Source organism: Micromonospora gifhornensis, assembly GCF_016863515.1.
GTDB classification, from domain to species: domain Bacteria; phylum Actinomycetota; class Actinomycetes; order Mycobacteriales; family Micromonosporaceae; genus Micromonospora; species Micromonospora gifhornensis.
The window spans coordinates 16180-31185 of sequence record NZ_BOPA01000034.1 but is presented as its reverse complement, the minus strand read 5'-3'; the positions used below and the strand labels follow the sequence as shown (position 1 = coordinate 31185).

The 15006-nt window shown below is 69.7% G+C and carries 6 protein-coding genes; 2 read left to right on the top strand and 4 right to left on the bottom strand.

Annotated elements, in window-relative coordinates:
• Positions 1-17: 17 nt before the first annotated feature.
• Positions 18-1010: a metallophosphoesterase family protein gene (locus Vgi01_RS22955; protein WP_204292319.1), complete on the top strand. Its 993-nt coding sequence runs from the start codon at positions 18-20 to the stop codon at positions 1008-1010.
• 3 nt (positions 1011-1013) lie between these two features.
• A complete protein-coding gene (locus Vgi01_RS22950) occupies positions 1014-5261 on the top strand; it encodes an AAA family ATPase (RefSeq protein WP_204292318.1) in 4248 nt (1415 codons plus the stop codon).
• 284 nt (positions 5262-5545) lie between these two features.
• Here Vgi01_RS22950 and Vgi01_RS22945 read toward each other — a convergent pair whose 3' ends face one another.
• From Vgi01_RS22945 to Vgi01_RS22930, 4 genes are all read right to left on the bottom strand, one after another.
• Positions 5546-8962, bottom strand: coding sequence for an ATP-dependent DNA helicase (locus Vgi01_RS22945; protein ID WP_204292317.1), 3417 nt, complete (start codon positions 8960-8962; stop codon positions 5546-5548).
• Positions 8963-9744: 782 nt separating this feature from the next.
• Positions 9745-11298, bottom strand: a complete 1554-nt coding sequence (locus Vgi01_RS22940; RefSeq protein ID WP_204292316.1) for a serine/threonine-protein kinase — start codon at positions 11296-11298, stop codon at positions 9745-9747.
• Between the two features lie 78 nt (positions 11299-11376).
• Positions 11377-12996 carry a serine/threonine-protein kinase gene (locus tag Vgi01_RS22935; protein WP_239089114.1) on the bottom strand — a complete coding sequence of 540 codons (1620 nt, stop codon included), beginning with the start codon at positions 12994-12996 and terminating at the stop codon, positions 11377-11379.
• 41 nt (positions 12997-13037) lie between these two features.
• On the bottom strand, positions 13038-15005 hold the full coding sequence (locus tag Vgi01_RS22930; RefSeq protein ID WP_204292315.1) for an N-6 DNA methylase: 1968 nt from the start codon (positions 15003-15005) through the stop codon (positions 13038-13040).
• Between the last annotated feature and the right edge of the window lies 1 nt (position 15006).

The window sequence follows — 15006 nt, the reverse complement described above, 5'->3', positions numbered from 1 at the left end:
GGTGAAGGAGACGCTCCTTGGATCTCATGATCGTCGCGGGAGTGCATCTGGACCGAGCCTGGAGTCAGCTGGGCGGCCCGTACGGCGTCACACTACGACAGTGGTCGCGCGAGGTCCTGGCCCGTGTCGTCGATGAGGCCCACCGCCGCAACGTCGGCACCCTTGTGATCGCTGGGGATCTGCTGGACCGGGCCACGGCGGTGCCGGCGACTGTCGACTATGCCGCCAAGGTTCTCGGCGCCTTCCGCGGCGATATCCTGATCGCACCAGGACGCTCCGACTGGATCGGGGGTCCCGGACCGTACGGCTTCCAGGACTGGTCCCCCAATACCTACATCTGGTCGGCGGCGGAGTACGAGCCCAGCCCGACGGTTCCGTTGGTCTGGGCGAGCGCATGGACCTCCCCGGTCGGCTACTCACCACGAGTTCCCGATGCGGCTGGCCCGCGCATGCTCGTCCGGGCGGAAATGGGTGAGGCGGACCTCCACCGGCTGAGCACCCGCCACGACGATCTGCATGTCACGACTGGCACGGTGATGACGGAAAAGATCCTGACGATCCCGGACCTCGTCCATGACCCGCGCGCTGCCGGTGGCTACGCGTTGATCGTCGACGGCGACGACCCCAACCGGCCTGCGGAGCGGGTGGATCTGCCCGCCCAGCCGGGCCGGCTGGTGGAGATCGACGTGACCCGGCTGCAGACCACCGACGCGCTCGCCGCGAGCATCGACAGTGCGCTGAAAGCCGAAGGCCCGCTGCTGCTGCGGCTCACCGGAACGCTCGCGCCCCCGGTGCTGTTGCCCGGTTTCGGCGGTCCCGAACTACCTCCGGGGGTCGTCGTCGACCTGGACCCGCTGATCTACGGCCGCACAACGCCGGATTCGAGCGATCGCGGCGCCCGGGCGGAGTTCCTGCGGGCGATGGCCGACATTCGTACGAACGAGTTGGAGCGCCACCAGAGCACTGCCCTGGGGTTGGCCGCCCTCGACGCGAACACCCAGGGAGCCTGACCTGTGCGTATCGATTCTGTGCGGGCCGTCGCGTTCGGTCCGTTCCGCAGTGAGACCCTCGACTTGGCGCCGGGGCTGAACGTTGTCCATGGCCCCAACGAGGCGGGCAAGTCGTCCTGGTTCGCCGCGACGTACGCGGGCCTCGCCGGACGCCGCCGCATGCGTGGCCGTGGCACCGCCACTCAGGCGGAGTTCGCCAAGCGGCACAAGCCGTGGGCGGGATCGCGATGGAGCGCTGGCGTCACCGTGACGCTCGACAACGGCCTGACGCTGGCCTTGGAGCACGACCTGGTCAAGGGCGAGGCACGCATCGTCGACGCCTCGACCCGTCGGCCAGTCACGCTGAGCGAGTTGCAGCGGCGTCTCGGCATCGAACTCACCACGGAGGGGACGCTCGACGGCACCCGGCTGCTCGGCCTCAACCGCGACTCGGCGCGGGCCACCATCTTCACCGGCCAGGCGGACATCCTGAGGGTCTGCAACGATGCGGGCGAGCTGCAGGAGTTACTCGAGCGGGCGGCCACGACGCAGGCGGCCGACGCCACCGCCGACAGTGCCCTCACCTGGCTGGCCAGCCACCGCCGCGACTGGGTCGGGTCCGACTCCGTCGGCAACCGGCCGTTGCGGGCCAGGCGCATGGAACTCGAGAAGGCCCGCGCCGTCACCGCCACCCGCCGCGACGACCTGATCCGCTTGACGGAGGTGATCGTCGAACGGCAGCGCATCGGCGTCCCACTCCGCCGGGCACGCGAGGATCTGGAGCTCGCTGACCGTCTCCTACGCTGGCAGAACGTCTACGTGCTGCGGGCACGGGTGGAGCAGGCCGTAGACCACCTGACCGAACTCGCTCGATCGTCCGAGGCGGACCTCACCGTCGACGAGGACAAGGTCCGGTCCACCGCCGCGGTTCTCGGCGCGTTCGAGGCCGGCATCGACGTCGCGCCGCTGCCCCCGGGACCGTCGGCAGCGGACCTGCAGGCCGAGATCGAAGCGCTGCCCGATCACCCGGAGGGCGACCTGGAGCCGCGCCCCGAGGTGCAGGCGGCGCACCGCGAGCTGTCCCAGGCCCAGATCGCCCTGACCACCCACCTGCGCAACGCCCCGACGGACACCCCGGTGGAGGCAGCGACACGGCTATCCCCGGACGAACTGCGCGCCCTCGCCGACGTGCTCGCCGCGCCGCTGCCCGTGATCGACCCCGCCCTGCCGATGCGGTTGGCGACGCTGCGCCAGGAGGCGCAGGATGCGGCGGCGGCCTATGCGAACGCGCAGGCGGAGTACCAGGCCGCGACGGCTCGCAACGACGAGCGGCTGCGGGCGCATGCGGAGGTGGTCGACGGGCACGACCGGGTGCTCGCGGAGTTCGAGCGCGCCAAGGCAAGACTGACCGTCGAGTTCGAGGCCCTGCGGCAGGTGGCCGAAGAGGCGGCCGTGGCGTACGCGAGCGCCAAGGCTGCGTACGACTCCGTCGTCCGGCAGAAAGAGGAGAAACAGCGCACCTACGACGAAGCAGTCGAGCTGCACACGGAAGCCTTGGCTGACTTCGAGCGCGTCCGGGCGGAGCGGGCCGCCGAGTATGCCGCCCTGCAGGCCCAAGCCGAGGAGGCCGATGCCGCCTTCGTGCGCGCCCAGGCGGCATACGACGCGGCGATTCGTCGCAATGAGGAGAAGCGCCGCTCCCACGCCGAGGCTGTCGAGGCACACCAGCTCGCGGTCGCCGAGTTCGAGCGCGTCAAGGCCGAACAGACCGCGGAGTACGAGGCCCTGCGGCGGGAAGCCGAGGAGGCGGCGGTCGCGTACGCGGGCGCGAAGGCGGCCTTTGACGCCGTGGTCCGCCAGAACGACGAAAAGCAGCGCGCCCACCAGACGGCGGTGCAGGCACACGCGCAGGCGCTGGCGGCATTCGAGCGGACACGCAACGAGCGGACCGCCGAGTTCGAGTCACTCCAGAGGCAGGCGCAGGACGCTGCGGCCACCTACGCACAGGCGCAGTCCGCGTACGAGGCCGCAGCCCGGCGCAACGATGAGAAGGTACGGGCGCATGCCGCTGCGGTCGACGCGCACATGCGGGCCACGGCCACCTTTGAACACGCGCAGGCCGGGCGTGCAGCCCGAGGCCAGGCGCAGCAGCGGCAGGCCGAACAATCCGCCGCGGCGGCCAGGAGACGATCGCCGGGTCTCCTCTCGGCGGGAGCGGCCCTGCTCGCTGCCGGCATCGTGCTGTCCGTTGCCAACGTCGTGCTGCCCGGCAGTCTCCTGGCGATCGTCGGCGGTGCCGTTCTGGTCATGGGCTTCCTGACCGGACGGACGCCAGCCGCGACGGCGCACCCAGCCGATGACTCCGACCCCGGGCCGACCGCACCGGTTCCGCCGGCACCTCCTCGGCTGGAGGAGGTCACCAGGCCCGTTCCTCCCACGTCCGACCCCCGGCTGGTGGAGCTGCAGATCGAGCTGACGGTCCCGGCTCCGGTCGCGCCGACGCCGCCCACGATCGAGCAGGTTGAGCCGCCTGCGGTTCCCGTACCCAATCCGCGCCTGGCGGAGCTGCAACGCCTGCTGACGGCGCAGGCCCCGACACCACCGGTGCCGCCGGTGCCCGACGAAGTCGAGCCGCCCGTGGCACCGGTCGTCAACCCCAGACTCACGGAGCTTCAGGTCGAGTTGAAGGCACAGGCTCCGGTCGCGCCCGTGCCGCCCGTGCTCGAGGACGTCGAGCCGCCGGTGGCTGCCACCCCAGACCCCAGACTGGCCGAGCTGCAGGACCTGCTCAAGAAACAGGCACCCGCGCCGCCACCTGCGCCCGTGCTCGAGGTCGTGCAGCCGCCGGTGGCACCGAAGCCGGATCCACGCCTCACGGAGGTCCAGGCCGAACTCATGGCGCAGGAGACCGCACTGCGTCAGCACCAGGAACGGGTGGCGGACGCGCGGTCGCGGCTGGTGGCCGCGCAACTCGACCCTGATCCGGTGACGCTACGGCAGCTCGCGCGGGCGATCGACGATGCCGACGCGGCACGGGAGCGGGCACGGATGCACGCTGAGAAGGCAGCGGATTCGCGCGCGATGCGCGACGACGCGCTACGCCTGCTCGCGGAAGCCCTGGGTCGGGAGATCCCGCCCGAGGTCACCGACGACGTGGTCGATGAGGTGATGCAGGACTTCGAGACCTACCTGGCCGCCTGTCGGCAACGCGCGGCCGTCGCACAACGCGCCGCTCGGCGGCCGGACCTGATCGCCGCCCACGAACAACGCCAGCAGGTGGAGTCTGCCCACGCGACGGCCGTTGCCGAGCGGAAGCGCCAGAGCGTCGCCGTGTGCGAACTCGCCGACGAACTCGGGGTTGGCGCCACCTCCGTCACGCAGGCGATCAGGCAGTTGCGACTGTGGGAACGTGACCAGGAAGCCAAGCGCGAGGCGCTGGCCGAGCGGCGCTCACTCGCCGCCCGTCTCGACCAGGTGCTGGCCGGACGGGATCTCGCCGACTGGCAGGCGGAGCTTGCCTCGCTCGTCGAAAACGCCGGGCCGGAGCCGGAGACGCGGCCGGCCGACCTCGACCAGTTCCGGGCCGAAGCCGCCCGCCGGCACCAGATGGTGATCGGCCGGGCCGGACAACTCGAGGGGCAGCAACAGCAGCTCAGCCAGGCACTGGGTTCCGTGGCCGAGGCGATCGAGCATGAGGCGGACGCCGAGCGCGCCGCCGATCAGGTCGCCACACTCGCGGCGTGCATCGACGCGGCGACCGCGCAACTCAAACTCGCCAAGGAGCGGGCGCACGCCAGCATCGCCCCGGCGTTGGAGGCGAGGATGCGCCCCTGGCTGCCCCGCGTGACCAGCGGGCGCTACCTGGATGTGGCCGTGGAGCCGAGCACCCTGACGATGCAGGTCACGGAGGCCAACGGCGCGATCCGCCAAGCGACCCTGCTGTCCCAGGGCACGACCGAGCAGCTGTTTCTGCTACTGCGGGTGACCCTCTCGCAGGTGCTCTCCGGCGGCACGGAAAGCGCTCCGCTGATTCTCGACGACGTCACGACGCAGTCGGACCGGGACCGCAAGCTGGCCATCATGGAACTTCTGCACGAGATCAGCGCCGAGCACCAGGTCGTCATGTTCACGCAGGAGCGCGAAGTCATCACCTGGGCCGAGACGCATCTTGAGGTCGAACGGGACAAACTCACAGCGTTGCCCGCTCCAGGGCAGCGCGAGGATCTCGGCGCCTACACCGCCCGGACGCGGCCCCGGGCGGTCACCAACTGACGGCGGCGAGGGCAGCGCGGCGACTCGAACCAGCAACGGCTGCCACTGGCCGTCCTGGCCGCCCGGCGTGATCTCGACGCCTTCGAACCAGATCCACTGCCCCTCGTACCACTGGCTGATGTCCAGCCGGACCCGGACGATACGCAGCCGCAACGGACCCGTGGCGTCATGATGTCGCGCGCAGCGGCAGCCAGCCATCGGTCATTACGCTTCCCCCACCGCGACCCGGTGTCGAATCCCCTTGAGCGTGACCACGTCACCCGCCACCGCATCTTGCGCCTGTATCACAGCAGGTCACGGATATGGTCGACCTGCTGTTTAAGGGCTACGGAGTCGATACCGTCGCCGGACTCCTCCGAGACGAACAGGTTCTGGCCCTCCTCGAACCCGTTCGCGGCATACCAGTCACGGCGTCGCTCCCACGCTGCGCGGTACCCGGGTCGGTCCAGCATGCCGAGGTGCTCCCAGACGATCGGGTCGCCGCCGGCGTCGATGAACGTGAAGTCCGGGTGGACGGTCCCCACCACATGCTCGCCGTGCAACGGTCGCTCGTAGTGGTAGTCCAAGCCCTCCGCGTGCAGCAGGTTGGCGATCACCACCTCACTCTTGGAGCGGACCAGTTCACCCCGTACGGTTCGATGGATCAGGTGCTCTGCGAACGGCACCCCCAGGTGGGTGAGTCGTACGCCGCCGGTGAACAGGTTGGTGTTGCGTCGAGCGGTCTCGCTGTGCTCCGGCCGAGCCAGCTCACGCAACTGACCGGTGTCACTGCCCTGCACCAGCAGAACGAGCCGTTGGCGTGCCCGGGTCAAGCTGGTGTAGAGCAGTTCCCGGGTCAGCAGCTTGCTCTCCGCCGGCACCACCACGAACACGGTCCTGAACTCGCTTCCCTGCGCCTTGTGCACTGTGAGGGCGTACGCCAACTCCAGGTCGACGCGTTCCGCGCTGCCGGGTACGGCCTTGAAGTCGAAATGGCGCCTTTCACGGCCTGCGAGTGCGATCTTGAACCAGCCGTTGGTCTCCCGCGCGACGAGACCGACCTCTCCGTTGGCGAGGTAGTCCTTCACCTTGCTCTTCGCGCCGTGGTCGTAGCCGCTGCGGGTGCCGTTACGTACCAGCATGACCTTGTCCAGCCGGACGATCTCCTCCGGTCCGTAGCTGCGGCCCCGGCCGCTTCGCACCCGTCGCAGCTCCACCCCTCGGAAATGGCCCTGCAGGAACCGGTTGAGTTCAAACGTGCCCCAGTCCCGCATCCGCACAGGTGAGAGCACCTGGAACCGTTCCGCGCCGGCGTGGTTGTCGAAGGGCACCCAGCCTTCGGAGGTCAGCCCGAGTGCCTGGCGGTAGCCCTGCGAGTCGTCCGGGTCCGTCATGTCGAGGGCGGCGGCCAGTTCAGCGAGCAGCTTGGCGCGTAGCTGCTCGGTCGTCTCCCAGAACACCAGCCGCAGGTCGGAGGCGGCCCCTCCCGCACCGTCGCTGTCACTCTGCTTGTCGGCGTTGAGCGTCAACTCCCCGAGTACGGAATCCGCGTCGACCGGCTGGGTCCCGTTCGTGTAGAGGGCCGCCAGGCGCAGGATGTCGGACGGGCGGTCGCTCCCCTGGGTGCGTAGCTCCACCGAGAGCCGGGCAAGCGCGTCAGCCCGGTCGGCGACCGCGGGGTCGGCGGAGCCCCGCGCGCCGGCGAGGTGGGCCACCAGGTCGGCGAACGGGCGGCCCACGCCGATCGGCGGCAGCTGGCTCGGGTCGCCGACGAGGATCAGGCGCCTCACGTGCCCCAGATCGAGCGCCTTGAGCAGCGCGACCAGATGATCCTCGGTGAGCATGGAGGACTCGTCCACCACCACCGTGCGTTCCTGGCAGTAGAGCGAGTCGCCGGTGAACAGCACCCGCTGGCGTCGGCCGTCGTAGCGCTTGAGGCTGTGCAGGAACTGGGCGATGTTGCGGGCGCGGGCGTTCGTCTTCTGAGCCAGCAGGACGGTTGCCTTACCGGTCGGTGCGAGTAGCAGCACGCCCTCCGCTGCCAGCTTGCTGGAGGCCAGCAGCGCACCGACCACACTCGTCTTGCCGGTACCGGCCGGGCCGACCAGGACCGAGAGCTTGCGGGTGGTGATCTGCTCCAGCGCCGTGGCCTGTTCCTTCAGGGCGGTGGTGTGCCGCTCGTTGTTTTCGTCCACCTGGCCACCGCTGTCGGTGATCGCCTTTCGCAGCAGCGCCTGCCAGTCCTCGCCGAGGCTGGTCAAAGTACGCACAGCGCGGGTGGAGAGCGTCCTGGTGAGGAACCTTCCCCGATCGGTGAGATCAGCCAACTGAAGGCAACGTACGGGTTCCGTCTGGTTCCCGGTGGGTAGGTCGACCAGGCGGAGGACCCGGTGATCCGCGCCGATGTTGCCGCTGATCCAGTCGGTGGAGACGACGAGCGGTGGGCTGAGCTTGAGTTGGGCGATCCGGTTGAGCGCTTCGTCGACCGAGAGCAGTGCATCGCCCTCGTCAGCGGCAGCACGCAGAACGGTCACCAGGGCCGCTTCCACCCGGCGGGTGTCGCCTGTCGAGTCGACCCGGCTCGGGGCTGGCAGTGGTGCCGCGACCGCGATCGTCGGGTCAGGGAGCAGGCCGCGATCCACCACGGCAAGGGAGACCGGCGGATCATCCCAGTCGCCGAGGTCGACCTCGGTGACCAGGTAGGGATTTTCGATCACGTCGAGGTCGGAGACCGGCCGCTCGGTGCCGGCTGCGCGTAGGGCGGGTTCGAGCCATCGGCGTGCGGCGGAGGTGGTGAGGGCGAACCGGCTCAACAACATCACGAAGTCGCGCCGTGCCTGAGGCATCCCCATCCAGGTGTTGCACGCCGCAGCGAGATCCGCTTCGTACACCTGGTTCGGGGCGGGACGCTGTCCGCGCAGCAGAGCGTCGAGCAGCGGCCACGGGTCCTCGGCCGGGCGCAGGGTCCCGTTTCGACTCAGCTCCAGCAGTAGCGATGTCGCCAGCCGCAGCCCGATCGCCTCAAGCACCGCACCCGCCCCGGGGAAGGCGCCCCGGTCGGCCCACGTCTCGGCGATTCGGGCGTTGAGCCACTCCTCCCGTTCGACCCAGGGCCCTGGCGCGATGCCGTGCCGGATGACTGCCCGTACGGCAGCCAGCGACTGCTCCAGAACGGACAGGAGGACGTCGGAGGAGACCACCTCGCTGCCGTAGGAGAAGTTGGCGATCTGGGCACGATCGGGAGCGACCGTGATCTCGGTCAGCAGTTCCCGGCGGCGGGCGTCCTCGGTGGGGTCACCGGTCGGTTCGAGGTAGGCGTGATACGGCAGCAGGAAACCCTCGGTGCCGTCCGGCCGGATCGAGTGGCTGATGAGCCGATCCCACAACGGGTAGGTGGGTGCTCCGGCGGCGGCGTCGTACTCGATGATCCCGCGCATCGCATCGATCCGGCCGATGCCGACGACCAGCCGGTTGATGTGATCGCCCAACGGGTGTCCCGACTTGGTGTAGAAGACAGCAAGCGAGCTGCCGGGCGTGATCCGTTGGAAGCACGCGTTGAGCAACTCTCGCTGACGTGCGGCCGGAAACACCCACGGCGACGGGAACGGCGGCTCTTCATCCGGGGAGAACGGCTCGGGGAGCCGGCTTTCGATCTCCGCCGATCGCGCTCGGAGCATCCAGGCGAACGGGACGGCGAACGTGGAGAACTCCGGGACCTTCACAGACGTCGGACGTAGGTGACCATGCGTGGCTGCGGTCGGTCTCAGTTTCGCGTAGGGGTGGTTGAACTGTCGCGCCCATGGCACCGGATTCATGAACGCTCCTGACTCGGCGGCGCATGGCGGCCTCATGTTCAGGTCGAGTTCAGCGAAGGAGCGTCCGGCCGCCGCTTCTTCCTGAGCGTCTTTACGCTCGGCGCGAATCCGATCAAGGTCAAGGCAGTACGGGTTGCCCAGCGGGTCACGGCACACCGTCCCGTTCCATTCGCTGTCATGCCACGCCACACGAACCGTCAGGTGATGCATCGTTGCTCCGCACGCCGAAGAGAGCCACCGGGTGGCTGTTGAGACCGCAAGCATCAGGACCGCCATGCGTCGGCGCCGATCGTAGCCAACAGCAGATGGCGGGTCACGCGAGCAGAACTTCACCCGGCACGAACCGGTTGGGCACGGACGTCGATGGATTTACTGCGTGCGATTCCAGTCTTCGCAGGTCGAGCGGGCACCACAAACAGCCACGTGAAGTGGGCGGCAGGCATGCTGACCCCGCACATTTCAGCCGGGCTGGCATCTGTCCGGAGTCCGACAGCGGCACAAATCCTGAAACCTGTGGCTCACACAGATTCATTGCACAGAGACATCAACGCTATGCAATTCACCATGCACCCTGGGTGTCGGAGGTAAAGGTGCGCACGACCCTCGTCGCGGCACTGCTTGGACCGCATTCACCCGCCGTGAGGAGTTCGGCGGCGGTGGCCACTGATGCTGATGGTGGAGCGCTGCCGTCAATGCGCGCGTGGCAGGCGGAGCGTCTCCATCAGGTCGATGATCTCGGTGGCGGTGGCGTCACCCGGGCCGTGCAGGCGGGTCAGATCGTTCGACAACTCTTCGAGGGTGCGGGCGGCGGCGTTGCGGTCTCCGGTGCCCAGTTGCAGCAGGCCGACCTGGCGGCGGATCTGCACGGTTCGTGCATCGGTTGCCCCGAAGACCTTGGTGTTGTCCTGCGTCAGCTCGATCAGGGCATCGAGGGCCTGGGTGGTCCGGCCGACGAGGGCGTGACACGTTGCCAGCTTCAGTCGACAGGCCAGCGTGTGTTCTGAGAGCGCACCGTACCGAATGGTCACGTCGTCCACGAGCCTTTCGTAGGTGCCGGCGGCTCGGTGGTAGTCGCCTTCCTCGAAGATCGCTTCGGCCTGCTCGAGACGGACGGTGAGTACGTCGTCGTCGCGAGGGCCCAACGTCTCAGCCGCAGCGGCGACCATCCGGGTGAGTAGTTCCGCGGCCTGGTCGTACCGGGACTGGCGGACGAGTTCTGCGGCTTCGCTGCGGGCCCGTTGCAGGTCCAGCCGGGTCACCGCCAGAGTGGGCGCGGCCGCCGTGGGCGTACTGCGGCGGGGTTGCGGCGCACAGCTGCGGGCGGTGGTGAAGATGCGGCTCACCACCTGGGCGTAGAGGCGTACCGCGCTGGGTTCGGCGGGCAGCTTGGTCGCGCCGGTGATCGGCCCCAGGTCGTCGGCGAAGGGCAGCAGGCGTTCGTAGACGAGGTCGGCGTCGGAGGGGCGGTCTTCGGGCTTTTTCCGCAACATCTCCAACACCAGGGTCTCCAACCCCGCCGGTACGTCCTTGCGAAGGCTCCGAGTCGGCACCGGGTCCGTGCGTACCTGTTTGTTCATGATGTCGAAGACGGTGGAACCGGTGAAGGTCTGCCTGCCGGTGAGCAGTTCGTGGATGGTGCAGCCGAGCGCGTAGATGTCGCAGGCCGGTCCGCTGATGTTGGCCTCGATGCGCTCGGGAGCCATGTAGGACGGTGTCCCGAGCAGAATCCCGGATCTGGTGATGGTCGCGAAGTCCGCGACGGTGGGAGCGACGGCGAGCCCGAAGTCGAGCACCTTCACCGTGCCGTCCCGCTCCATCATCAGGTTGCTGGGCTTGAGGTCCCGGTGCACCAGTGACGCCCGATGCGCCGCGGACAACACGGCGCAGACCTGCGCGGCCACCGCCGCCACCCAGCCGACCGGCAGTGGCCCCTGCTCGGTGAGGAGTTCCTTCAGACTGATGCCCTGGATGCGCTGCATCACCAGGTACGGACGTCGCTCGTGCGTGCCCACGTCGTAGACGGCGGGTACGCCGGGATGTTCGAGGCGTGCGGTGATCCGGGACTCCCGGACGAAACGCCGGACGTAGTCGTCCGGGTCTTCCGGCGGTAATCGGACGAATTTGACGGCGATCGGACGGTCTAGCCTGATGTCGCGCCCGAACCAGACGTCACTCATCCCGCCCTGGCCGGCAGAGCGTTCGTCGAGCTCGTAGCGGCCGTTGACCAGCGTTCCACCTGCCACAACCGCTCCAATCAGCTATGTCGATCGGTGCCGAAAGGCTAACGGAGTGTGGATCCACTGCGGTCGGTGGGCGGTGGGTCACCGCGTTCTCGACCGCCGCAGGCCGGCGAGCAGGTCGGAGACTTCCCGGACGGAGGGATGTTGCGGGCCGTGCAGTCGAGTCAGGTCGTCGAGTAGCTGGCCCAACGTCTGGGCGGCGTCGTCCGGCTGGCCGGAGCCGAGCTGCAGCAGACCGATCTGCCGGCGTAGTTCCGTCGTACGAGGATCGTCCTCGCCGTACGTGCGGCGGTGTTCCACCAGCAATCCTTCGAGTTGCCGCAGTGCCTGCCCGGTCTGGCCGGTCAACGCCTGGCAGGTTGCCTCCTTCAACCGGCACTGCAACGCCAGTTCGTCCTCGCTTCCGCCGGTGAGTTCCTCGGCGAGTTGCTGGAACACCGGAGCGGCTGCCCGGTAGTCGCCGCCGTCGAACAACGCGTTGGCGTACTCGAAGCGCAAGCGCAGCACATCCGGGTCGCTGGCGCCGTACGCCGTGACGGCGACGTCGACGGCGGCAGCGAGCACGTCTGCCGCCTGGCTGTAGCGCGCCTGGCCGAGCAGTCGGCGGGCTTCGTCGCGCGCTCGACGTACGTCGGCTCGACCAGCCTGCGCGTCAGGGCGACCAGCCCTACGAGCCCTGGGAGGCGCGGGTGCCGCAGGCGGGGCGGGCGGTGCCACGTCCGTCGGGTCCGGCCGGTACGGCGACGGCTCTCGGCTACCGCGGTCCGCGTCAGGCACGGTGGAGCCGCCGAAGACTCGGCTGAGCATGGCGGCGTACATCCGGGTCGGGCTGGGCTCGGACGGCGGATGCAGCACACCCGGCAGCGGACCCAACGCGGTGGCCAGAGGCATCAGGCGGCGGTAGACGGCGTGGGCGTCGGCGGGTCGGTCCTCGGGCTTCTTCTCCAGCAGGTCGAGAATGAGCCGCTCCAGCTCGGCGGGTACGTCGGCGCGCACGCCGCGAATCGGGGTCGGTGCGTGGGAGACCTGCTTGCTCATCACGTCGTACGAGGTCGAGCCGGTGAACAGTCGGTCACCGGTGAGCATCTCGTGCAGAGTGCAGCCGAGCGCGTAGAGGTCGGTGGCGGGGCCGCTGATGTTGGCCTGGATCTGCTCGGGTGCCATGTAGGCGGGGGTGCCGAGCGGCTGCCCGGTGATCGTGATTTTGGAGAAGTCGGGTCGGTCGGGTGCGACAGCCAAACCGAAGTCCAGCACCTTGACGCCCCCGTCGGGTTCAAGCATCAGGTTGGCGGGTTTGAGGTCTCGGTGCACGAGCGACGCCTGGTGGGCCACCGCCAGCACCGCGCAGACCTGGGCGGCGATCGCGCTCGCCCAGCCGACGGGCAGCGGACCCTGCTCCGCCACCAGGTCGGCGAGGCTGATGCCACGGATGCGCTGCATCACCAGGAAGGGCCGGCCCTGGTGGGTGCCGACGTCGTACACGGCGGGCACACCGGGGTGTTCCAGGCGGGCGGTGATCCGTGATTCGCGGACGAAGCGTCGGACGTAGTCCTGGTCGGGCTCCCCGTCCGGGAAGCGGATGAACTTGACGGCTATCTCACGGTCGAGTCGGGTGTCCCGCCCCAGGTAGACCTCGCCCATGCCGCCCCGGCCGACCGGCAGGTCCTCCAACTCGTACCGGCCGTTGATTGAGGTTGCCACCCCGACCGCTCCTCCCGTCGTCGGTGTCCACGCATCGCAGGCTAGTCATGGCGTACCGCCGGCCGGAGGTCGCCGTCGGCCAAGCCTTGCAGGCCCTGCTCGACGAGGTCCTCCCCCCACGCGCGCAGCTCCCGCAGTCCCGTCTCGAAGGCCATGAGCCGGCGGACGGCCGCGCCGTGGGCCTGCTGCTCGGTCAGCGGCAGGCGGGGCAACCGGGTCCGGCGGATGTCCCACCGGACACCGGAGGAGATGCCGTCGGAGATGGCGGCCCGCTGGGCGCTGCGCAGGAATCCGGCCACGAACCAGGGGTCCAGGTGCTCCGGGTCGACCCGCAGCAGGTACAGCCGGGGTCCGAGCAACGCACCCCGCTCGGTGACCACTCGCACGACCGGGGTGCGCGGTGCCAGCGGCGTGACCACGTCGCCGACCTCGACGGTGACGGCCTCGGCGAGCCGCTCGGCCCGGCCGGAGGCGGGGCGGGCCAGCCGTACGTCGCGGGCCGTCAGCACCGGATGCCCCCCGTCGTCGGCGACGGCCAGGCCGGGTGGTGCCTGACGAATGTGCAGCGCCCCCGCCCGAAGCAGTTCACCGACGGTGATCGTGGCGGTGGCGTCCGGGGGTGGGTGGACGGTGAGATCCGGCAGCAGGGGCAACAGGTCGGCGACCGCGCTGCTCCACCTGTCGAGGGCGGGCGGGTAGTCGGTCTTCGGGTCGCCGGCGGGCAGATGTCGGCCAGGGCTGAGGCACACCTGGTCACCGATCAGGTCCACGACCGGTAGGGCGCGGCTGCCGTCCGGCAGCGCCCCGACCTGGTCGGTGTGGAAGGCGGCCCACGCTCGGGTGGCCCGTGCGAGGTCGGTGCTGGCGTCGACCACCAGCAGGTGCGTGGGTGGCCGGTGCTGGTCGGGGCGTTGCAGCACCCACAGGTCGCAGGCTGCGGCGGCCGGCAGACTGACCACCGCCCGCAGCGCACCGGCACGCAGCAGGTTCGCCCGGATCCGCCGCCCGGCCCGCCGGTCGGCCGCGCCGGGCGGCATCAGGATGACGACCCGGCCGCCGGGCCGCACCTGGGCCAGGCAGTGCTGGGCCCAGGCCAGCTCGGGTTCACCACGCGGTGGCAGCCCGTACTCCCACCGGTCGACGTCGGCGGACGGATCCTGCGTCCACGAACGTTCCCCGAAGGGTGGGTCGCACAGCACCACGTCGAACTGACCGGGCGTACGCTCCACGGGATGTAGTGCGTCACCGGCCACCACCACGGCCGACGCGCCGTCCAGCAACAATCGCACGGCCGCCAGTCGGGCCGCGGACACGCTGATGTCCTGCCCGCGCACCTCGGCAGCGCCGGCCCGGCAGGCCGTAGCCAGCAGTTCGCCGATGCCGCACGCCGGATCGAGCACCCGGCCGCCGGCCACCCCGGCCAACTCGGTCATCAGTCTCGCGTACTCCGGCGGGGTGTCACTGCGCCGTCGCGAGTGGACCTCGCGGTAACGCTGGCAGAGGAACTCGAAGACGTCGAGGTGCCCGTCCCGTTCGGCGGCCTCGATGGCGAGCCGGACGATGGCCAGTTCATCCGTGGTCGGCTCGTCGATGATCAGGTGGGCGATCTCCGGAAGGGTGTCGCGCAACGCGGCCGGAAGCTGTTGGATCAGCTCCGGGTCGGCCTGCTCCGCCAGCCGCCGCCAGCGGTCGGGATCGCGATCGAGCATCGCCAGGACGGCACCGAGGTAGCCGATGCGGTCGCCGAGCAGCAGGTCACCGGTGGCACCCCGCAACGACTGCCACACCTTGTCCACCGGGCGCAGCGCGAAGGGTTTGCCGTGCCGGGCGAACCACGCCTGCACCTCCGTCAGGGCGTACTGCGGGCTGGCGGAGCTGCCGCCCACCGGGGCGGGGAAGTCGGCGAAGCGGCGACGCCAGTTGCTGACCGCCGCCCTACCCACGTTGGCCAGTCGGGCGATGTCGCCGGTGGCGACGGTCGCCCGGGAGGCAGTGGTGGCGGCGTCCACT